Consider the following 21799-nt stretch of genomic DNA (forward strand, 5'->3'; position numbering starts at 1 on the left):
CGATCCCCCACTAAAGAACGCGGCACGCCCAGGTTAACGCGCCACTTCATTTTTAGGTAAGCTTACAACGTGTCTCGATATACGTATTTTGCCAGTGGATGCGCTGTCGCTTTTAGCTCTCGCACGAATATTTGCGCCATTTTAGCCGCCCCTACTACGTTCAAGTGAGTGTCGTCCGTTTTGCCTTCAGGGTAGCGCGCATAAAGGTCGGCGGGCACCTTAATGAAGTAATGGTTGCTGTTAGGCTCGCCTACCTGAGCAAGAAAATCGCAAGTTAAAGCGTTCATAGGAATAAATGGCACGTTATTTTGTGCTGCCACTTTCTTCGCTGCATCGGCATACGCCAGCAACGTCCGTTTTAACACACCTTCCTCGGTGAAATGACGCCTGCAAATACTACTTGCGATAATAACTGATGCGCCTCTCGCTTCAACGTCTTGCACAAACTGTTTCAAATAAGCAGGATAGGCATTTTCCGGGTCGGCATAGCGAGCGGGGTCTGACTGTTTTTGATCGTTATGACCAAACTGAATAACCACAAAATCACCTTCAGACAGTTCGGATAACAAAAGCTGCCAACGTCCCTCATCCACAAATCGCTTTGTGCTTCTTCCGTTAGCCGCGTGGTTTTTAATATTAAGATTGGGCAGCATGAATTCAGGAAGCAATTGCCCCCACCCGCGCTCTGGATATGACAACATTGGCTTGTCTGACATGGTTGAATCGCCGACCAAATGTAGGGTAACTGGCTTTTTGTAAGGTGGAGCTTTTACAGACTCTTCACCTCCTTTATTAGTAGCGCTTTGGATTGAAGCACTATGGGAACCCGAACTGGTAAGTGCATAAGCGCTTGAGTGCGCCGCGTAACTAATGTGAAGTGTACTTGTGCCTTTTTGGTCTGCCACTGCAAAAGTACTCGACACAGCAAAAACACTTGCAAGACTGTAGCGCAGCGCGGTGAATATTTTCCCTGTGGTGGGTTTACTTGAAGTTTTCACACCTTTTTCCTTTTCACTATTTCTATTGTTGCGATGCAAATTGCTCAAAAAGTCAGGTAGAGGCGTGCTGAACTCCTCCCGACCTACATTTTTTGCACATAAAAAAGGCCATCATTACGATGGCCAAACACACCCGACTTCACGGAACACAACATTTAATTATTATCTCAGGCCGGCCAACATAATTGGTCGGCCTGTTTTTTTACATAGTATAACGAGCGCCCAAGAAGAACTGACGGCCCGTGTGGTTGTACTCTCGTACCAAGTTCAAAGAGCCATCACCCGTGGTAAACAAACGCTCGTATTCATCGGTAAGATTAATGACTTCAAAGGTCAACGTTAGCTCGTCGTTTACGTTATAAAATGACGAGAAATCTACCTGCGTAGGTCCTGTCGTACCGTGCGCAACGTTACCATTGCTGCCAGTAAAGTCTGTCAGGTAATCGTCACGTTTGTTAACTGACACACGCGCACCGTATTGGTCTGTTTCGTAATACACCGTAAAGTTATACGATGTTTCACTCATACCTTCGATGTCGTCAGCATTAACGTGCGTATAGTTCGACACGATACCCATGTTTTCGAACAGGCCTGGTAGAAAGCTTAGCGGCTGCTGATAAATTAGCTCATACCCGCTTACACTTCTGTCTTCAGCATTAATTGGACTGCTATGCTCGTATGGAATAGTGCGTGGATCTAGCGCAATTACAGGGTCAAACTGTGCATCGTTGTCGATAAAGTCGTAGTAAGCGCTGTCGACTAGACGCTCTTCTGATGCGCGAACAATCCAGTTATCAATGTCTTTGTAGAACACGGTTGCTGCTAGTAGTGCTTCGTCGTCGAAGTACCATTCAACACCAAAATCTACGTTATCAGACGTGAACGGATCAAGGAATGGGTTCCCCACGCTCACCGAGCCGTTAATATAATCAAAGCTAGGGTTGCCAGGGTTTAAAGAGTTCAGGCTTGGGCGCGTCATAGACTGGGTTAAGCCAAGGCGAACAACCACGTCATCAGTTGCTTCAAGCGCTAAGTTAACTGCTGGTAAAAAGTTATTGTAGTCATTTTCAATTTGTACCGTTTCGCCTTGAATAAAGCCTTCAGAGGTGGTGGTTGTTTTCACATAGCGCACACCGTAGTTAGCGCGAAGCAGCATATCGCCAATCTCGTAGCTAGTATCCATCTCGATGTAAGCAGCAGAGGTTTCCTCACCTACTTGCCAGCTTTGTGCAGAGCGTGGTGTCCAAACAACGTCTAGCAATTGGCTGTTAATAGCGTCAAAGTCAGCCACAAGGAACGGTTCTAGTGGTCCATCAAAGCCGCTACCAAAGTCATCTACAGGCATCATTTCAGCAAATCCCACCGCCGAATCTTGGTCTGGGAAGCCATTAATTTGCTCTTCGCTGTAGGTTACAACACGATCGTTGTAGGCGAAGCCTGCCTTGATCGTCACTTCATCACCAAGATAAGTGGCATCAAATTTAACCGTGTCGTTTTCACGCAACACATCGGTGGCACGTAAGCGACCGTCGCTTAAATTATAGTTACTTGCATCGTTTACATCATAGCCGTATGTAAGTTGCGGAGCATTGATATTGTTGCTGAAATCAAAGCCATAGCTCGTTTCTTCAAGTAGCGTCATATTGTAACGATATTGCTCCGAGCGTGCGTCAGATTCAGCAGTACCAGCCATCATATCAAGTTTAAGGTTTTCACCGATAAACCACTCGCCTGAGATAACAAATTGGCTAAAATCAGTGGTTGATTCTTGTAAACGGCTCTCTATGCGAGATTTAATACCCTCGTAAGTACCAGCCAGCACCTGTTTGCCGTTTGGATGTACTGTAATAGAGGTAGGCGTAATTTCGTCGAATGTACTTCTAAACATGTGGAAGAAGTTATACATGGTACGGGTGTTATCAAGCTTAGACACTAAACCGTCTAACGTTAGTGTGAAATTGTCTGTTGCAGCCCACTGAATAGACCCCGTAAAACCAGTACGCTCTTGGTCATTGCCAAAGTAATCAGGTCTTGGAAGGCGAGGTGTCCATAAACAGTTAACAGGATCTACAGATTCGCCCTGATATTGGCAGTCGCCGACGTCTGGCGTGCCGTTCACAACAGTATCAGACGTGTCGGCAAAGATGCCGCCCCCGTCGCGAACCGGTGTTGTCCAACGAACCGTTCCGAAACCTTCCTGCCTTACTGTGCGCTCAGAAAACGCAGCAGAAAACAATACGCCCACTTTGTCATCAGCAAAGCGGTTGCTGATCATAAAGGCTGCACGTGGATCGGTCTCTTCAGTAATGCTGTTATATCCGCCCTGAAGAGACGATACGAATTTAAAACCGTCATAATCGAACGGTTTTGCTGAATAAAGATCAACGGTACCTGCAATGCCGCCTTCTTCCATTGAAGCTGTAGGCGATTTTTGAATATCTACGCGGTTGAACAATTCAGACGCGAAAATGTTAAAGTCAAAGCCACGTCCACCGTTTACGCCGCCACCTGAGTCTGTACCATCTGTACTTGCTGGCACTTCCATGCCATTAAGTGTTGTACGGGTAAATGAAGGGCTCAAACCACGCAAGGTAATTTGACGCCCTTCTCCACCTTCACGAGAAATGGCTACGCCGGGTACGCGTTGAATTGACTCAGCAATATTTAAGTCCGGGAATTTACCAATGTCTTGCGCAGCAATTGATTCTTTACTGTTAACTGATGTTCGCTTTTCCATCAGTGATTTATTAAGTGATCCACGAAAGCCTGATACTTCAATGACTTCCATATTTTGCGCTTCGGTTTCACTGGCTTGTTCGTCTGTGGCTTCCTGCGCATGAATATGTGCGCCTGACAACGCTAGCGTAACAAGAACAGCGAGTTGCTTTTTCTTTGGTAACATTGTTGTTTCTCCGGTTTTTATATTTATAAGAGACGCGCATACTGACAAAAAGTGAAAATGCTTTTGAAACGTGTGTGAACAATTCAAATTTACACAAATTCAACATTTATCGTATTTAACCATTTCACTCCCCTTTATGCCACCGGATAACATTTTGGTGATTAACACCTTAAATGCTTTACAGCTATCCGATAGCACGTCTTGGCTGTTAAGGAAGCGAAAACGCGTCAATGCTAATTCATTCTCTGTAGTGGTCTCGTAAACCACCAAAACCTTGAATAAGAAGCTTTGCAGGGTACAGCTATGTTTTCTAATTAACGCAAGACTTCTCTTCGGCATTAATGTAAACCTCGAAAACAACACTCAAGCTTTACATTTGATTTACATCCTAAACAGTTATGCTACCGGTGGCAACAAGTTTGTAGAAAAAATTTACAATAAGTAGAAATTTGGTAGTCAATAATGAGAAAGGAATATACTACTGGTGTTAACCTATCAAATAGAAAAAACAGGTATTAAACCATAAAATACAGTAACTTATTAAGTTCAAGACACTTTATTGGCACGTAAAAGAAAAGTTAAAAAATGTAAACAATACCATTGACATATGAGCAAATAAAAACCATTATGCTACCGGTAGCACAGAGTGTATTTACAATGTTATAAAAATAAGGGTTGGTTATGCTAAAAGGTATTCTACGCGCAGCTTCCGTTGTAGCTTGCACGGCGTTTGTTTCTTCCGCTGCTAATGCAAATGATTGGGTACAAATGCCTCTCGACAACACACAATCATGGTCAATGAGAATGATAGAGTCTGAGATGGTGCGTTTCCCAGAAGCTTGGCAAATCGATTGGGATGAGAAGCCCCAGTGGGATTACGTTCACGGTCTCAACCTCCTTGCCATAACAGAAGTCTATCAAGATACTAAAGATCCCCGTCTGCTTTCTTATGTAAAAGGTTACTACGACATGTTGGTTCAACAAGACGGAAGTATCAAAACCTATGATATCAATAAGTTTAATATTGATATGGTTAACCCTGGCAAAGTGCTGTTTTTCCTTTATGAAGAAACCGGCAACCCTAAATACAAAAAAGCCGCTGACCTACTTAGAACTCAGCTTACTACTCACCCACGTACCGAGCAAGGTGGGTTTTGGCATAAGAAACGCTATCCAGACCAAATGTGGCTTGACGGCCTGTACATGGGTGCTCCCTTCTACGCTGAATACATTGTTAAGTACGGCGATATGAAAGAGCTAGACGATGTATTTTTGCAATTTGAACTCATTGAAGAGCACCTTTACGACGAAAAAACAGGTCTCCCCTTACATGGCTGGGACGCATCTAAAAAGCAAAAGTGGGCTGATAAAGAAACAGGTCTTTCTCAACATCACTGGTCTCGTTCGCTAGGTTGGTATGCTATGGCAATGGTGGATGTGCTAGAAGTTGTCCCTGCCGAACACCCAAAAACACCCTGGCTACAAGCGCGCTTTAAAGCGTTTATCGACGCTACGCTTACCTATCAACATAATTCAGGCACCTGGTATCAGGTTACTGACTTGGGAAGCCGTGAAGGAAACTACCTTGAAGCATCAGGTACAGCTATGTTGACCTACGCTATGGCTAAGGGTGCAAGCCTTAAGTTTCTTCCAGAAGAATACAAAGCGCACGCAGAAAAAGGGTTTGCCGGACTTCTTGATCAAATGATATCGGTTAACCCAGAAACTAACGTTATCAGTCTTGAACAAGTTTGCGCTGTTGCTGGTCTTGGTGGAAATCCATATAGAGATGGTTCATTCGACTACTACATGAGTGAACCAATCAGAGCAAACGACGCGAAAGGCGTAGGTCCATTCATTCTGGCTGCACATTATTTGAATAAGTAAAAAGCGCTAAATTGTAAATAAAAGGGGTATATGATGGTCCGACCTAACTCACCGAATGCCAGACGTCACTTCTTAAAGTCTGGTCTCGCCACCACTGTTGCAGCTTCTGGGATGGCTGTAGGTGTTCCTACATTCCTGTCTGGATGTGCAAATGTGACCGAAACGGGAAGGACTCAACGCCAGTGGGACGCCGAAGCAAACCTTATTAAAGGGATGATAAAGCGCCCCACCTTTGCAAAGCGCGAAGCTAATGTTACCGACTTTTTAAAAGAAAATGGCAGTGACTTTAAGCAAGCGTTACATGCAGCTATCGACCAAGTCGCACGCCAAGGTGGTGGCAAAGTGGTTGTGCCAAAAGGCGACTGGCTATGCAGAGGCCCAATTCACTTACAGTCGAATATAAACTTGCATATTGAGGCAGGCGCAACCATTCGATTTTCTACCAACCCTGATGATTACAAACCATACGTTTTTACGCGCTGGGAAGGTATGGAGTTGATGGGTTACTCCCCTCTTATTTATGCTTTTGAGCGAACTAATATCGCAATTACCGGCAAAGGTACGCTTGACGGTAGCGCGGCAAAAGACAACTGGTGGCCATGGAAAGGTAAGTGGAAGGCTTCAACATGGGGTGACGACCCGGTTGAGAACCAAAAATATACCCGAGACACGCTGCAAGAAATGGTAGAAAACGGGACGCCTGTTAGTGACCGCGTTTTTGAAAATAATTACCTTCGCCCTCCGTTTATACAACCTTACCGCTGTGAAAATGTACTTATCGAGGGTGTTACCATACTGCGCTCTCCATTTTGGTTAGTTAACCCTGTGCTTTGCAAGAACGTCACCGTTAACAACGTGTACTGTAAAAGTTTCGGACCAAATTCGGACGGTTGCGACCCTGAAAGCTGCACGAACGTTCTTATCTCTAACTGCACGTTTGATACAGGGGACGATTGCATCGCCATTAAATCTGGACGCAATGCAGACGGCAGAAGGGTCAATGTTCCCTGCAGTAATATCGTCATAGAACATTGCGAGATGAAAGCTGGCCATGGCGGTGTTGTAATCGGCAGTGAAATATCCGGTGGTGTAGAGAATCTCTATGCTCAGTATTGCACCATGAGTAGCCCTGATTTAGACCGCGGCATTAGAATTAAAACCAACAGTATTCGAGGTGGTCACCTAAAAAACCTAAACTATCGCAATATCGATGTTGGGACGGTGAAAGACGCCGTTGTTGTAAATTTCTTCTACGAAGAAGGTGATGCTGGTAACTTCCCTCCTCTACTGGAAGATATCACCATAGAGAACTTAAACGTTGCGTCAGCTAACCGGGCCTTTGTGCTTCGCGGGTATGACCATACGCCTATTTCTGGGTTGACGTTAAATAACATAACGATAAAGCGTGCACTTAAAGATGCCGTTATCGAAAACGTAGCGCACCTTTCAACTAACAATGTGTTTATTAATAGCCAACCATTTAACAAGAACGGACTGTAGAAGAATAAATGCTATGGAATTTAATAAAGCACGTGTCAGTCTTCATTTAGCCTTTGTGTTGCTGGCGGGTATACTTTTAAGTGGATTAAGCGCGGCAATGCCAGCAACGACGGATATAGTGGTAGCTAAATCACATGACAGTGACGATGACAGTGGCGTAAGTACGGACGCTTTACCTCGTTTTAACTCTGTGTCCCAAGCTGTTGCTTATATCGAGTCTCACGAGCCACAAAAAGATAAAGTATGGACCGTCTTTATTAACGAAGGCATGTATCGAGAGCGTGTCGTCATTAACGTTGATAACGTTCACTTGATAGGCCAGTCGCAAGAAACAACGACTATCGTTTTCAATCGATATGCAGGTCAAAAAGTCGCAGAGAATTCTGATGAAAAATGGGGAACTCGTCGCACCGCCACTGTAGAGATTTTAGGTGATAATATCACTCTGGAAAATATCACTATCACCAATGATTTTGATTATCCCGGTAACGAGGTCAAAGCAAAAAACGACCCTACTCGATTATCAGGTACGCAGGCAGTAGCGCTTAAAACCGACGTGAATTCAGATCGCACTTACCTTAAAAATGTCGCACTCTGGGGTTACCAAGATACCCTCTATTTAAAAGGTGATCGCGCTCTTGTTGAAGGTGGAACAATTGCCGGACACATTGATTTCATTTTTGGTGAGGGCACCGCGTTTTTTGAAGGCGTTTCTATTGTTTCCCGTACACGTTATTCTGGCGGTGATAGCGAAGGACTAACAGGCTACATTACCGCCCCAAGCACTCATTTACAGCGTCCTTATGGATTAACGTTCAATAACTGCAGACTTGAAAGAGAAAACGGCGTTCCGGATGAAAGCGTGGCACTGGGAAGACCTTGGCATCCAACAACCACCTTTTCAGATGGCCGATATGCAAACCCTTACGCCGTAGGTAAATCTACATTCATAAATACTTACATGGACAGCCACATTGCAAACTTTCGCTGGGCTCCAATGAAGGGAAAAACAGCAGATGGAGTAACAAGGTTATTTAGTCCTCACACAGAGGCAAGATTTGCTGAATACGGCTCATACGGCCCTGGTACACCGCAACCTGCGGACTTACCGGATTATTCCTCCCACTTTTTATCTGCTCCCAGCGCTAGCTTTTATAGAAAAAGCTACATACTAAAAGGATGGGATCCCGTAACGGATTAATACCTTTATATCACCTTAACCTACCTTTATTGGCACAATTAAGCGTATACACTCATTGCGTAACGCTATGACATCTATTATCTTTTAATCACAACAAAATAACTTTTGTGGTTATGTCAATACGCTTTCGATACGTAATTGCACTATTCCTCACTGGCTCATTAATAACGCTTTCGTTTGTCGTTCTTTACGGGTTAATTGAAGAGCAAAAACAAGATGCGGAAATCATCAATATGGCGGGGCAACAACGAATGTTGTCCCAACGTATCACTCTGCTTGTCTCAACGCCAAACATCTGCGATGACGAGTCAAGCCGAACAATGCTCGAAAACGCGATAACTATTTTTCAAGCAAATCATACAACGCTTACTTCATTGGCAAAGTTGCCCCAAAAAGTTCAGGATACCTATTTTGGCGCTGGTAACTTGGATGAAAAAGTAACGCTGTTTATCGAAAATGCAAAGCGCGTAGCCGCGTTGGAATCTTGCGCAGAGCCGCCCATCACTATCACAGACGCCACGGTTCTGTTGGCCGCCCTAGATGATGTAGTGACTTTATTTGAAATTAACGCAATGACAAGCGTTGACAGAGTATTAAACATTGAAACCTATCTTTGGTTAGCCACCCTTGCTCTCTTACTCTTGGAGGCAATGTTTATTTTTACTCCTATGGAAAAATCAGTTAAAAGTGCCTTTGAAAAACTCACTTCACTAAAAGAGACCGCAGAACAAGCCGCATTACAAGCTCAAAAAGCGAGCAAATCCAAGTCTGAGTTTTTGTCCAGTATGAGCCACGAGCTTCGTACGCCAATGAACGGGTTATTTGGAATGATTGAACTTGCCATCGATCATCCTGAAAAAAGCAATATCTACCTCAAAAAGGCGAAAAGTGCTGGGCGTCAGCTGCTTGTACTAATTAACGACATACTCGATATATCAAAAATTGAAGCTGGAAAAATAAAAATTGAGCAAGCGCCGGTGGACTTGTTGCAAGTACTCGATGATGTTGTTTCTCTTCAACGTGTTTATTGCCAACGCAAAGGGCTCGCGTTTTTCTATAATAAAGATCCAGACCTCCCACATGTGATTAAGGGTGATGTGACACGGATTGCTCAAATTCTTCACAACTTGCTAAGCAACGCAATAAAATTTACCTCCAGCGGCTCAGTAACGCTTGAGGTTTTATACAAAAGCTCAGATGTTGGCAATGAAATTCGTTTTAATGTTATCGACACAGGTATAGGGATTGAAGCATCTAAAATAAACAGGGTGTTTGAAAAATTTGAGCAAGCAGACCAAACTACCACAAGAGAGTTCGGCGGTACTGGCTTAGGTTTAAGCATTGCAAAACAACTTGCCAAATTGATGCAAGGCGACATTACACTCGAGTCGGTGGTAGGTGAAGGCAGTGCGTTCAGCTTCAGAATGCCGGCACACAAATCCGAGCTCCCAAAAATAGAGGTTAAGCCTTGTACAAGTTTGCGCTGCGCCATAGTTGATGACCTGCAGACTAGCCGGGAATATTTTGACCATGTCGTCACTTCGCTTTCAATCTCTTCTGATTGTTACGAAAACGCACAATCATTTTTAGAGGGCGATCCACTCTCTTACGATATCATTCTCCTTGACCTTTCTATGCCGGAGGTAAGCGGAATAGATTTACTTAAAGCACTCAAAAAATTGAACCCTGAAAGGTTTCCGTTAGTCATTTTGATATCTGCAGAATTAGAAAGGCTGGAAGGAGAGACTGACGTTATGTCACTCGTATGGAAAACCCATGCGAAGCCAATCAACCGACGAGAGCTTGAGAACGATCTCAATAACTTGGTAGAAAATAAGCAGATTGAAGATAAACCAGATAGAATTCAGAACAAGAAAAAGCGGATTCTACTCGCTGAAGACAACGAAATAAACGCAGAAATTGTTAAGGCAATTCTACAAGAACAAGGTTACACGTTCTTGCACGTAAAAAATGGGCAAGATGCGATAACTGCATGTAAAAACCACCGATTTGACCTTATTCTGATGGATTGTAATATGCCGGTTATGGGGGGTATAGAAGCATCGATTTACTTGCGTAACACGCTTAAAACAAGCTTACCTATCGTTGCTCTTACAGCGAACGCTTTTGCAGAGGACAAGGAAGAGTGCCTAAAAGCAGGTATGGACGACTTCCTTGCAAAACCTCTCGAAAAAGAAACGCTGCTTCTATGTCTTAAGAAACACCTGACGGTATAAAGAAATAAAGCTTTCTACAATTATTGGTATATTGCATCGTCTACCGTGTAGCCTGGGGCAATGGCTAGATTGTCTGCATTTATCAAGCCTTGCTGGTTTCTCAACCAAAGCTGATATTCACCAGTGCGTAAACTCGCATGTTTTGTGCAATCAACATTCCAGCGGCGTAACAAATAACCTGCCATGGCAGCTCTAACACTGAGTGTTAATACCCCGCCCTCCATGTTGTAATCAAGCTCGATAGCCGTCGGGTATTTAACGTTTTTTGGATGAGGAACAACCTCCAGAGGGATCATACGCTGCCATTGCTCGTCATTATCTATGGTTTCGTGTTCATCAGGGTTTGACTTCAACGAAACTTTGCTAATGCGGGTTAACACAAAGTCACGAAAACTCTGTGATTTACGGTCAAAAGCTCTAACGTGCCAACGTTGACCGTTATCTACAATACTATGAGGAACAAGTTCACGCGCACCACTTCCGCTAGAAAGCGACGTATAAATAACGCTGATCGCTTTTTTGTTGACTATAGCTTGCACCACTTTAGCTACAACAAAGATATCTGGCACATTCAAAGAAGAAGCGCTTTCAACAGGAAAGTGAATATCTCCAATAGCATCAAAGCCATCAGAAATCTCATTTGCCAATTTTATAAGGGTTTTTCTAGCATCATGTTCAAAAACAGGGATGAAGTCTTCAGTTTGAAAATAACGCTTTTCTCTTGGATCATAAATAAGGTTGTAAGGGGCGAGCTCTTTATACAAGGTGAAATCACGTGAGCCCGCCGACAGGCCTACTTCAAAACGACTAATAAGATCCTGACGATATATTGCGCCTTTAAACATCAAGCAGAAGTCGATATATGCAAGCCGCTGACGTTGAGAAAAAGAAATGGTTTCAAGCATAGTTGTTTGTACTTATTAATTTAAGGTTAGTGTGGTTTAATTTAACTCACATGTAAACACTTAAATAAAAAGCACCCATCGGTGCTTTTCCATAAAACAGTAAAAAGCGTAATGCGCCTAAAAGTGAAACTTTCTCAGCTGCATTTGCATTTGTTTTATCTGCGAAACAAGTTCTTCGCAACTACTTGCTACCTCTTGAGCATACTCGCTATTATCAGCACCTACGCCCTGAATACTCGCTAAACCCGATGTAACATTATTGGTTACGGATTTCTGACCATCCGCCATTTCGGCTGCATCTTTATTCAACCTTGTGATAAGCGCAACTGCATTTAACGCCTCTTTTAAAGATTCGCCAGCATGCCTTGTAGACTCTACTGTTTTGTAGGCCGTTTCTTTGTTTTGCTGCATTTTTTCAGAAGCAACCCGACTCCCTTGCTGAAGCCGTTCAATCATTGTTCTTATTTCTTCAGTCGAACTTTGCGTTCTGCTCGCAAGCGAACGTACCTCATCGGCGACAACCGCAAACCCTCTACCCTGCTCGCCTGCTCGTGCAGCTTCAATTGCAGCGTTTAACGCTAATAAATTAGTTTGTTCCGCTATGTTGCGAATAACTTCCATCACGCCACTTATCTCTTCACTTGCTTGGGCAAGTTCGGTTATTACCTGTACTGACGTGTCTACGTCGTTTGCTTGTGACTCAATGTCTTTCATTGTCTCAGAGAGTACTTGCACACTTCGACGCGTATCCGTATCTGCAGTCAACGCGGCCTCACTCGAACTGCGAATATTCGTCGATACCGTCTCCGCGTTTTGTTGAAGCATTGTGATGGCACTATCAATATTTCGCGTTTCACTACTTAACCGTCTGACTGATTCATTGGCTTGGCCTGCAGTTGTATTTAAAGACTCAGATTTAGCGAGCATTCTATCGGTTGCTTCGTCAACGCTCTGTAGCGTTTCTTGTAATTGCGCTAAAAGAGCGTTGAACGCTTTAGCCATTGCCCCAAACTCATCTTTACTAGACGCTTGAAACCTAAACGTAAGGTCTCCATCACCGGAAGACAGGTTATTTACTACACCAATAAACTCTTCAATGGGCTTGCCAACAATATATTTGACAAGAAAGAAGACAGTTAGAAGGACACCCGCACTTGCTACCACAATTTTTAAAACTACGCCGAGAACAGCACTCGCCACCATTGACGATTTTTCGGACACAGACGCGGCAAGTACAATGTCGTAACCCCATGGCGAATAGCCAACAATTTCAATGTCCCAATTGCTGTTATTCGCTAAAGCGTCTGTGACGTCTTGACCATTTACGTGAGATGAATGCATGCGAATGTTGCCTTTAGCATCGCGTAATGCAACAAAACCATCTGTTAATACGTGGCTTTGCTCAATTGCATTTTCAAGCACGTTCAAATCTGCAGAATAACCTACGTACCAAATGCCAATGACTGAACCCGATGCATCGTACATTGGCTCATAGCCCGTTAAATAAGGGCTACCAAGAATGTCTACTGCACCATAGTATGCTTGCTGTTTAAGAATTTTTTGTATGGCTTTACCCGTGGGGGCGAGTTTGGTCCCTATCGCGCGTTGCTCATTTTTAATTACGTTTGTGCTAACACGTATAAAATCACTACCCGTTTTACTAAAAAGTGTCGCCGTCCCACCCATAATATCAGTTAACCCGTCAACCAAGGAAAACGCATTAGCTTGTGGAGTGTCACCTAAAAATAATTGATTAGCCTGGGTATCTTTTACAAATACAGCCTCTCCAAGTCTCGGTGTACCCAGCGCTTCTCCGCGCTGTTTTAGCAGTGCCATACTGCTCTTAACTCGCTCTAACATGATTGAGTCAGTTACGGTGAGAATATTTACCAGCCGATCAGCCGTATTCTTCTTTTGCTCGCTAATCTGAGAAGAAACATCTGAGGATGTTTTAAATACAGTGATAACAGCAATGATAAGCGCCAAAACACCAATGACTGCCGACGTGTAAATCAAAAACTTTCGCTGAATTGACATTGTAGCCCTCTAGAGACAAGTAAAGCGGTTAACACTTCCCTATTACTTTCATGCTTGTCGAGCATGAGCTACCACTTCCAGTTGAATGTGTAGTCCCAAACAAACCTTGAGTGATTCCATGTTCTTCTTAATTTAGGCTTTTTTTTTGATAGCGCAACTTTTTATTGGCTTTAATTTAATCAGAATCAAAACGTTATGTTATTTAAAGTACACTTTTTTACCTATTATTTTTAGTGAAGGAACCCCTCGAATCATTGTCGCTCTCGCAAAACTTTGATCACATGAAGGACAGATACCGGGCTCGCTTGTATTATCTTGTGTAATGCGTTCGATGAAACATTTAACAAGTGCGCCTTTGCCTCCTTTTCTATACTTCAACAAAAGGTATCGACACGAGGAACAATAAATTGAAATAGTTTGCGTTGGTCCTTTAGGGTTCGGTTTTGACATGAGCTCCTCGGTTGATTTACAAGCACAAGGTTGTTTGCGTTTATATCGTAACGCCTCAAACTATTGTGTAAATGCGACAAATGCGCAATCTTGGTTATACTTCAGCGTGAGTGGGAAAGACGGGCTTTCCAACACTGTGGATACGTTCAATTTTCAAGGCATCTAACTATGAAGACTCTTTTGGCACTTTGTTTTTTATTTCCAGCTTGCGCCTTCGCTGGTACCGCCGTTATTGTAAATTCGAATAACAGCTCAGGCATAGACATAGATACGGTAAAGAAAATATACCTTGGTAAAGCAAAAGCTTTTCCTGACGGAAGTAGAGCCATTCCCCTAACCTTCGAGCAGGGCAACCCAGTGCGCGATGCGTTTAACATGAACATCCTAGGAAAATCAGAATCTCAATACTCGGCATTTTGGTCAAAATTAGTTTTTACAGGCCGCGGCACACCGCCAGAAATGATTAGCTCAGAAGATGAAATGCTTGAGTTAGTTGCTAAAAATCCAAATACTATCGGCTTTATTGACGAGTCCAAAGTCAATGCAAATGTGAAAGTCATCGGTACTTTTTAAAGCGACAATAGAGGGAGTGTTTCTCCCTCTTTTTACGTTCTTTTTTCTAATCTGGATAGGTTGCCATGGCGTTTATATTAGCAAACGCCATAATAACATCTTTCGCAAAATCAATTCTTGGGTGGCGAAGCGCCCCTTTTTTCCACACCAAATATATTTCATTTTCCGGCCCATCAGGCCCTATTTGTATTAACTCACCCTGCTTTATACCGTCCTTGCACAGGTAATCAGGTAGCACAGAATACCCTATTCCAGCCTTTATTATACTGCTTATTGCTCTGATATCGGGGCATACTGCTGCCACCGTTGATTCGCAAGGCGCGTTGAAGACTTCAGAAAAATAACTTCGGATTAAAGGAAGTTGCTCGTCGTAGGTGACAACTTTAAAGTCATTTAAACGTGCTGCCGTTACGTCTTCACTAAGTAGCATTTTACCCTCAACACGGTTCATCACTAGAAGTAGACGCTCTTTGTCTAGTTTCAGGTACTCATACATCGGGTCAGTAGGTTCAGACGCAGTAATCGCAAGCTCAGCCACATCATTATTTAAAAGCTGATACGTATTGGTTTTATTCCCTGTATGGATGACAAGGTTTACTTTGTCTGCCTGCAGCAAATTGGCTAAAGCTGGCCCCGCAACAAAACTTAAATATTCAGCTGGACCTGCTAGATGTAGCGTACCGTGTACTGTTGAAGCTTTGCTGCGAATTGATGCTACTTTTTGCTCCAAGATATCTACATGGTGAGAAACCTGTAGGGCCAAATCGTCTGCTGTTGGCGTTGGCTCTACCCCTCTTGCTTTTCGAATAAATAGTTCCTTTCCAACAATAGCTTCCATTGCCTGAATGTGTGAAGTTACGGCTGGCTGAGACATATGAAGACGCGCAGCAGCCCGCGTAATGTTGCCGCTTCGATAAACTTCTACAAAGGTTTTTAGCTGTGTTAGGTAAGACATAATTCTCCACCCATCAGATTTTTGATGACTCATCATAATTTATCTGACTTCTGCTTTTAAACCAACAACTCTAAGATGCACGCACTTTCAATTGCGACAGGAAATGCACATGAAAACATCATCATCAATTCTATCACTTGCGATCATCGCGGGGTTATCACAGTCAGCGTATGCTGCAGACACTCAGTCGTCAAAAGCCAGTAAAGGTGAAATACTGGTACTCCTTTCCAGCGAAAATGTAATGCAGCTTGCAGAAGGAAAAACAGAACCAACAGGTTACTACCTTAACGAGTTTGGCGTGCCAGCTAAAGCGCTGGTAGACGCGGGTTACAAACTCGTATTAGCAACACCAAAAGGCAATGCGCCATCAGTTGATGAAAAATCCGTAATTCCGCAATACTTTGACGGTGGCGAGTCACAAATGCGCGATATTCAAACGTTTGTGGCGTCGATAGATGGCATTAACGACACGCTGTCACTAAGCCAAGTGATTGCACAAGGGCTTGATGAATTTGAAGGCGTATTTATTCCCGGTGGTCATGCACCGCTTATCGACCTGGCAAATAACCCTCAAGTAGGCGAGATTTTGTCTCACTTTCACAGTGAAGGAAAGCCCACTGCCGCTATCTGCCATGGTCCAATCGCCTTACTTTCTGGGCAATCCAACCCACAGGCATTTGAACTGGCATTGAAAACCAAAGAGCAGGCCACATCTGACAGTTGGATATACGAAGGCTACAAAATGACAATCTTCTCTACCCCAGAAGAGGAGTATTTTGAAAGCACATTAGATGATGCAACTCTTTTGTACTACCCAGCAGATGCCATGGCGCAAGCGGGCGGAGATATGGAATACAAAGAAATGTGGGCGCCTAACGTAGTGGTAGACCGTGAACTCATTACAGGCCAGAACCCCTTTTCTGATGAACTACTCGCTGAAAAGCTTTTACAACAGTTAAATTCACAAACTAATTAAGGACAGGCAACACGATGCTTAATTTTACATTTAAAAATCAAACCGAAATTTTGTTCGGCAAAGGTCAACTAAGTGAAGTATCTTCACGTTTGCCGAAACAAGCAAAAGTGCTCTTCCTATATGGCGGCGGATCAATTAAGAAAAATGGTATTTACGACAAAGTAAATGCCGCATTAGAAGGTGCCGACATCATTGAATTTCAGGGTGTTGAACCCAACCCAGAATTCGAAACATTGATGAAAGCGGTAAATGTGGCCCGTGAAAACGACGTGAACTTCATTCTTGCTGTAGGTGGCGGAAGTGTTATTGACGGCGCGAAATTTGTAGCTGCAGCAGTAAACTTTGAAGGCGATCCTTGGGACATATTAGTTAAAGGGGCTGCGTTTGAAAACCCATTGCCTATTGGCGCAGTGCTTACGTTACCTGCAACAGGCTCTGAAAGTAACGGCAACTCGGTAGTAAACAGAAAAGAGACGTCACAGAAACGCGCGTTTTCATCGGAAACTGTACAGCCAGTGTTTGCTGTGCTTGATCCTGAGTTCACGTATTCACTGCCGCCTCGTCAGGTTTCCAATGGTGTAGTTGATGCATTTGTACATGTCATTGAACAGTACTTAACTTACCCGGTAAACGCACCGCTTCAAGACCGCTTTGCAGAAGGTATTTTACAAACCTTAATTCAGGAAGGCCCTAAAGCCCTAGCGACACCTGAAGACTACGACGTACGAGCAAATGTAATGTGGTCCGCAACCATGGCGCTAAATGGGCTAATCGGCAAAGGTGTACCACAAGACTGGGGCACACACATGATTGGCCACGAGCTAACAGCACTACATGGTTTAGACCACGCCGTAACCTTAGCTATCGTATTGCCATCGTTAATGTTCGTTCAGCGTGACAAAAAACAGGAAAAAATACTACAGCTAGGCGAGCGCGTGTTCGGTATTCAAGAAGATGACAAAGAAAAAGCCATCGACTTAACCATTAAAGCCGTTCAAGACTTTTTCGAAACCATGCAGATAAAAACCCGTTTGTCTGATCACAACATAGAAAAGTCTGCAATTGATGGGCTTATCGACAACCTAGAGCGCAACGGTTTAACCGCGCTTGGCGAGCATGGTGATATCGACCTTGAAAAAGCGCGCGAGATTTTAACTCTAGCAGCATAAGCGTGGTTGCATATGGCACAACGCACCTATGCTATTTCAACATTTAAGTGCCCAGCATAGTCTGGGTACTTTTTATTAATTATATTAGAGAGAAATATGACTGCACTATTTGAACAGTTTTCGTTAAAAGACGTAACGCTTCGCAATCGAATTGCCGTACCTCCTATGTGCCAATATTCGGCAGAAGACGGCTTTACAAACCAGTGGCATGAAGCTAACTATCAGTCGTTCGCCCGCGGTGGCGCAGGACTTGTTATCGTTGAAGCAACAGCAGTCTCTCCAGAGGGTCGCATTACCCCTAATTGCTTAGGCATTTGGAAAGACGAACACGTCAGTGGCTTAAAGAACATCGCAGAGCGCATTAAAAGCCAAGGCGCGGTTGCCGGAATTCAAATCGCTCACGCAGGGCGAAAAGCCAGTGCTAACCGACCTTGGGAGGGCGATGACCACATTCAGCCAAGTGAAGAAAAGGGCTGGCAGCCTATAGGCCCTTCCGCAGAAGCGTTTGGCGCTCACTTACCAGTAACGCCTACCGAAATGACTAAAGCCGACATTGAGCGCGTTAAGGCTGACTTCGTTAAGGGCGCCGAACGCGCACTAGAAGCTGGGTATGAATGGCTTGAACTCCATTTCGCACATGGTTATTTAGCCCAAAGCTTTTTCTCGAAACACGCGAATAAACGCACCGACGAATACGGCGGTGATGCTCAAGGTCGCGGACGCTTCTTACTTGAGACACTAAGCGCAGTGCGTGAAGTATGGCCAGAAAACCTGCCACTAACCGTACGTTTTGGCGTTATCGAATACGACGGTGAAGACGAGCAAACACTTAGCGAATCTATTGAGCTTATAAAACAGTTTAAAGAAATTGGTGCTGATTTTGTAAGTGTTAGCGTAGGCTTCAATACCCCTGAGGCAAATATTCCTTGGGGCCCTGCTTTCTTAGCGCCTATCGCCAAACGTGTACGCGATGAAGCTGGTATTCCCGTTGCGACGGCCTGGGGTGTAGACACACCAGAGCTTGCTAACGAGACTATCAAAAACCAACAGCTTGATGTTGTTATGGTAGGCAGAATGCACCTTACTAACCCGCATTGGACGTACTATGCGGCAAAACAGTTAGGCGTTGAGAAACCATCTTGGGTAATGCCTGCCCCCTATGCACACTGGTTAGAGCGCTATGCACCATCAGATGAACGGTAAATTTACGCTTTGACAACAGCAGAGCTTGAAGCGCTCTGCTGTTAAACAATATTCGACTTGTATAACAGTACTGCACTGCTCTCTTATGCCCAAAAACTAACGTCAACAATTGGCTAAACTTGCTTTTTCACTCGTTATGTTTAAGTTTGTATTACAATAACCAACATTGTGAAAAAACATAGATTAACAACGTGAATTCTTCCGCCGTTGAAGCAAATGATTTAACCAAAATTCGCAGACGTAGAGTCATTCAAATAAGTGCAGTAACGGCTATTGGCCTTTTTGCATCGCTGCTTGTTGCTCGCGGCGTAACCTATGACATTTTTTTATTTGGTATCATAAGCTTAGCGCTCACGGCTGCGCTAGCCTACAAGCATTACGTGACTACAAGCAGTTATTTGCTGCTAAGCGCAATGTCATCTATGCTGTTTGCGCTTGCTGTTACCGGTGCAGGTGCGTTTGATATTGCCATGCTCGGCTATCCCGGCGTCATAATTTTTGCAGCATTGCTGGGTGGAAGAACGTTATTTGGTAGCGTGTTGTCCTTAGTTATCCTTCAGTGTGTTGCGCTAACATGGCTAATCATGCACGACATAATATCACCCAACCCACCCAATCTGACTTGGTCGCATGTACTATTTATTATCGTTATTTTCGTTGTTACAGGCTTCAGCGTTTTTATACTGGTGCAAGACATTCGACGCCTGATGCAATCACTGCAACAAGAAAATGCTAAAGTTGAAAAAAATCGTGAGTATATACATCACTTGGCACATCACGACCCTTTGACGAATTTACCCAACCGGATCAAGGGAGAGCAACTTTTCAATAAAAAGTTGCGCGATAGTGAAGCAGAGGGCCATCAACTTGCACTATTATTCATAGACTTAGATAATTTCAAACCGGTTAATGACGCCCTGGGCCACGCTGCCGGCGACAGGTTCCTTCAAAAAATATCGCAAACCATCAGCGATAACCTTACTTCAAACGAATCTCTGATAAGATTTGGCGGCGACGAATTTATCGTATTAGCCTCACACATTGAGCATAAGTCACAAATTGACACGTTGGGCAGCAACATTGTCGCTTGGTGTGCTACCGAGTTTGAATTACTTCGTTCAAAAATCGTAGTGTCGAGCTCTGTGGGCGTCGCATTAGCGCCGAAAGACGGCACAAACTTTAAGCAGCTTTGCCGAAAAGCTGACGTCGCTATGTATGAAGCCAAGCGAAATGGCAGAAGTAGAGTTGAATATTACGATGTTCAGCTTGATGAAGAAAGCGATGAAAAATTTACGCTTTTGCAGCGTCTTCGTCCTGCTGTAAAAAACAACGAGTTAGAGGTGTATTATCAACCTCTTGTTAATTTAAACTCGGGCGAGGTTTACGCGGCAGAAGCATTACTTCGCTGGCCGCAGAAAGATAATACAACCATCTTCCCTGACAAATTCATATCGATTGCTGAAAATAGCGGCTTGATTAATAACTTGGGTGCCTGGGTACTAAATGAAGCCTGTGCTTTCTGTGCCAGGCAGCAAAAAAACGGGCATGCTGAGTTTACCGTTGCAGTTAATTTATCGTTCGTGCAGTTCAAAGATGGATTGTTGCCCAGCATAGTAGAGCGCGCATTGGAGCGCGCCCAACTAGCGCCTCAGTATTTAGAGCTTGAATTAACAGAGACCATTCTTGCCGAAGAAGGCAGTAGTATTAACCAACAGCTTGAAAGTATTAAATTGCTTGGTGTTCAGTTTGCTATTGACGATTTTGGCACCGGTTATTCAAACTTAAGCTACTTACGAAGATTTAGTGCACGCAAGCTAAAAGTTGACCGCGCTTTTGTTCACAGTTTAGGCACTGATAACACCAATGAATCTCTCGTTTTAGCCATTATCAACATAGCAAAAAGTTTGGGTATGCAAACCGTCGCTGAAGGTATAGAAAATAAGGCAACGCTTGAGAAACTGAAGGAACTGGGATGCGAATTCGGCCAAGGTTTTTACTGGAGCAAGCCTATAACAGCTACCGAGACCGAGCATTTTTTATCTCAACATAGGGCGTCTTAGCCGAGCACCATCAAAAACCGTGATAGGTTACAAATTCTTCGTTATCGGCGCGTGTTGAACGAACGTCATTCGCGGGAAAGTCTGGATCGGGATATCCCAACGCTATACAAATCATTATAGCTTCGTCATCCGGAATGTTGGCATGCTTGTGCACAACGTCAGACTGCATTATGCCCTGGCCGTTAATAACGCAACCAAGCCCTAGATCCCATGCGGCTAACACAATGCCATATGCTAACGACCCCAAGCCAAATTGCGTAATCCCCGCAGGCTCTAAAGACTTGTCGTAAGTAAGCACAAGAGATACCGGCGCATCAAATTGCCTGAAGCCTCGCATCATCCAATCCATGCGCTTTTCTTTGTCTTCGCGGGTTATCCCCATCACGTCGAACAGCTGAATAGCTACATCAATTTGACGCTGACGGTGAATCCCCTCGTAGTCTTCTTTGTAAGGAAAATCTCGAACGTGCGGTTTGCCTTCGAGCGTGTTTTTAGTGTTGCCTTCACGAATTTTATCAAGCACATCGCCCGTGACTGCATGAATTTTCCATGTCTGCGTATTGTAAGACGACGGCGCCCACTTCGCTGCGTTGATAATTGCCTCTACCGTTTCTTTAGTAACAGGCTGGTCGGTAAACCCTCTTACACTCTTTCTTGATGCTGCAAACTCGGCAAAATTCATACACTTCCTTAAACGCTATTTAAAATTTTGTTAAATCAGATTAAACATGACGAGTTTGCTCTTC

At 43.9% G+C, this 21799-nt stretch carries 16 protein-coding genes; 9 read left to right on the plus strand and 7 right to left on the minus strand.

The window, feature by feature from the left end; translation table 11 throughout:
- Nucleotides 1-62: 62 nt before the first annotated feature.
- On the minus strand, nt 63-998 hold the full coding sequence (locus BK026_RS06545) for a rhamnogalacturonan acetylesterase (protein ID WP_071815122.1): 936 nt from the start codon (nt 996-998) through the stop codon (nt 63-65).
- 202 nt (nt 999-1200) lie between these two features.
- The gene (locus BK026_RS06550; RefSeq protein ID WP_071815124.1) at nt 1201-3900 is read right to left on the minus strand and encodes a TonB-dependent receptor; all 2700 of its coding nucleotides are present in this window, start codon (nt 3898-3900) and stop codon (nt 1201-1203) included.
- Nucleotides 3901-4581: 681 nt separating this feature from the next.
- On the opposite strand from BK026_RS06550, the gene BK026_RS06555 reads away from it, so the two are divergent.
- The 4 genes from BK026_RS06555 to BK026_RS06570 all read left to right on the plus strand — a co-directional run bounded on the left by BK026_RS06555 (nt 4582) and on the right by BK026_RS06570 (nt 10725).
- Nucleotides 4582-5787 carry a glycoside hydrolase family 105 protein gene (locus BK026_RS06555; protein ID WP_071815125.1) on the plus strand — a complete coding sequence of 402 codons (1206 nt, stop codon included), beginning with the start codon at nt 4582-4584 and terminating at the stop codon, nt 5785-5787.
- Between the two features lie 33 nt (nt 5788-5820).
- A complete protein-coding gene (locus BK026_RS06560; protein ID WP_071815127.1) occupies nt 5821-7287 on the plus strand; it encodes a glycoside hydrolase family 28 protein in 1467 nt (488 codons plus the stop codon).
- Between the two features lie 13 nt (nt 7288-7300).
- A complete protein-coding gene (locus tag BK026_RS06565; protein WP_071815129.1) occupies nt 7301-8488 on the plus strand; it encodes a pectinesterase family protein in 1188 nt (395 codons plus the stop codon).
- Nucleotides 8489-8601: 113 nt separating this feature from the next.
- The gene (locus tag BK026_RS06570; protein ID WP_071815130.1) at nt 8602-10725 is read left to right on the plus strand and encodes a response regulator; all 2124 of its coding nucleotides are present in this window, start codon (nt 8602-8604) and stop codon (nt 10723-10725) included.
- 20 nt (nt 10726-10745) lie between these two features.
- On the opposite strand, the gene BK026_RS06575 is transcribed toward BK026_RS06570, so the two are convergent.
- The 3 genes from BK026_RS06575 to BK026_RS19775 form a co-directional block, all read right to left on the minus strand.
- Nucleotides 10746-11630 carry a WYL domain-containing protein gene (locus BK026_RS06575; RefSeq protein ID WP_071815131.1) on the minus strand — a complete coding sequence of 295 codons (885 nt, stop codon included), beginning with the start codon at nt 11628-11630 and terminating at the stop codon, nt 10746-10748.
- A 117-nt stretch (nt 11631-11747) separates the two neighbouring features.
- Nucleotides 11748-13667 carry a methyl-accepting chemotaxis protein gene (locus tag BK026_RS06580; protein ID WP_071815132.1) on the minus strand — a complete coding sequence of 640 codons (1920 nt, stop codon included), beginning with the start codon at nt 13665-13667 and terminating at the stop codon, nt 11748-11750.
- 198 nt (nt 13668-13865) lie between these two features.
- Nucleotides 13866-14117 carry a hypothetical protein gene (locus tag BK026_RS19775; protein WP_071815133.1) on the minus strand — a complete coding sequence of 84 codons (252 nt, stop codon included), beginning with the start codon at nt 14115-14117 and terminating at the stop codon, nt 13866-13868.
- Nucleotides 14118-14285: 168 nt separating this feature from the next.
- On the opposite strand from BK026_RS19775, the gene BK026_RS06590 reads away from it, so the two are divergent.
- On the plus strand, nt 14286-14690 hold the full coding sequence (locus tag BK026_RS06590) for a phosphate ABC transporter substrate-binding protein (RefSeq protein ID WP_071815134.1): 405 nt from the start codon (nt 14286-14288) through the stop codon (nt 14688-14690).
- A gap of 46 nt (nt 14691-14736) precedes the next feature.
- Here BK026_RS06590 and BK026_RS06595 read toward each other — a convergent pair whose 3' ends face one another.
- Entirely contained in the window at nt 14737-15645 is a 909-nt protein-coding gene (locus tag BK026_RS06595; RefSeq protein ID WP_071817531.1) for a LysR family transcriptional regulator, read from the minus strand.
- Between the two features lie 109 nt (nt 15646-15754).
- Here BK026_RS06595 and BK026_RS06600 point away from each other — a divergent pair, with 109 nt between their 5' ends.
- The 4 genes from BK026_RS06600 (at nt 15755) to BK026_RS06615 (ending at nt 21053) form a co-directional block, all read left to right on the plus strand.
- Nucleotides 15755-16621 (plus strand): type 1 glutamine amidotransferase domain-containing protein, encoded by an 867-nt coding sequence (locus tag BK026_RS06600; protein WP_071817532.1) that lies wholly within the window; start codon nt 15755-15757, stop codon nt 16619-16621.
- 14 nt (nt 16622-16635) lie between these two features.
- Nucleotides 16636-17790, plus strand: coding sequence for an iron-containing alcohol dehydrogenase (locus BK026_RS06605; protein ID WP_071815135.1), 1155 nt, complete (start codon nt 16636-16638; stop codon nt 17788-17790).
- Nucleotides 17791-17886: 96 nt separating this feature from the next.
- Nucleotides 17887-18993 (plus strand): NADH:flavin oxidoreductase/NADH oxidase, encoded by a 1107-nt coding sequence (locus BK026_RS06610; RefSeq protein ID WP_071815136.1) that lies wholly within the window; start codon nt 17887-17889, stop codon nt 18991-18993.
- Nucleotides 18994-19184: 191 nt separating this feature from the next.
- The gene (locus BK026_RS06615; RefSeq protein WP_256253705.1) at nt 19185-21053 is read left to right on the plus strand and encodes a bifunctional diguanylate cyclase/phosphodiesterase; all 1869 of its coding nucleotides are present in this window, start codon (nt 19185-19187) and stop codon (nt 21051-21053) included.
- Between the two features lie 10 nt (nt 21054-21063).
- On the opposite strand, the gene BK026_RS06620 is transcribed toward BK026_RS06615, so the two are convergent.
- Nucleotides 21064-21735: a nitroreductase gene (locus BK026_RS06620; protein ID WP_071815138.1), complete on the minus strand. Its 672-nt coding sequence runs from the start codon at nt 21733-21735 to the stop codon at nt 21064-21066.
- Nucleotides 21736-21799: the final 64 nt, after the last annotated feature.

This window comes from Alteromonas sp. V450 (assembly GCF_001885075.1).
GTDB lineage: Bacteria > Pseudomonadota > Gammaproteobacteria > Enterobacterales > Alteromonadaceae > Alteromonas.

Bases quoted from the DNA above. Each gene is read 5' to 3' on its own strand.
- BK026_RS06550 (WP_071815124.1), bottom strand. From the start codon at position 3,900: ATGTTACCAAAGAAAAAGCAACTCGCTGTTCTTGTTACGCTAGCGTTG.
- BK026_RS06555 (WP_071815125.1), top strand. From the start codon at position 4,582: ATGCTAAAAGGTATTCTACGCGCAGCTTCCGTTGTAGCTTGCACGGCG.
- BK026_RS06560 (WP_071815127.1), top strand. From the start codon at position 5,821: ATGGTCCGACCTAACTCACCGAATGCCAGACGTCACTTCTTAAAGTCT.
- BK026_RS06565 (WP_071815129.1), top strand. From the start codon at position 7,301: ATGGAATTTAATAAAGCACGTGTCAGTCTTCATTTAGCCTTTGTGTTG.
- BK026_RS06570 (WP_071815130.1), top strand. From the start codon at position 8,602: ATGTCAATACGCTTTCGATACGTAATTGCACTATTCCTCACTGGCTCA.
- BK026_RS06575 (WP_071815131.1), bottom strand. From the start codon at position 11,630: ATGCTTGAAACCATTTCTTTTTCTCAACGTCAGCGGCTTGCATATATC.
- BK026_RS06580 (WP_071815132.1), bottom strand. From the start codon at position 13,667: ATGTCAATTCAGCGAAAGTTTTTGATTTACACGTCGGCAGTCATTGGT.
- BK026_RS19775 (WP_071815133.1), bottom strand. From the start codon at position 14,117: ATGTCAAAACCGAACCCTAAAGGACCAACGCAAACTATTTCAATTTAT.
- BK026_RS06590 (WP_071815134.1), top strand. From the start codon at position 14,286: ATGAAGACTCTTTTGGCACTTTGTTTTTTATTTCCAGCTTGCGCCTTC.
- BK026_RS06595 (WP_071817531.1), bottom strand. From the start codon at position 15,645: ATGTCTTACCTAACACAGCTAAAAACCTTTGTAGAAGTTTATCGAAGC.
- BK026_RS06600 (WP_071817532.1), top strand. From the start codon at position 15,755: ATGAAAACATCATCATCAATTCTATCACTTGCGATCATCGCGGGGTTA.
- BK026_RS06605 (WP_071815135.1), top strand. From the start codon at position 16,636: ATGCTTAATTTTACATTTAAAAATCAAACCGAAATTTTGTTCGGCAAA.
- BK026_RS06610 (WP_071815136.1), top strand. From the start codon at position 17,887: ATGACTGCACTATTTGAACAGTTTTCGTTAAAAGACGTAACGCTTCGC.
- BK026_RS06620 (WP_071815138.1), bottom strand. From the start codon at position 21,735: ATGAATTTTGCCGAGTTTGCAGCATCAAGAAAGAGTGTAAGAGGGTTT.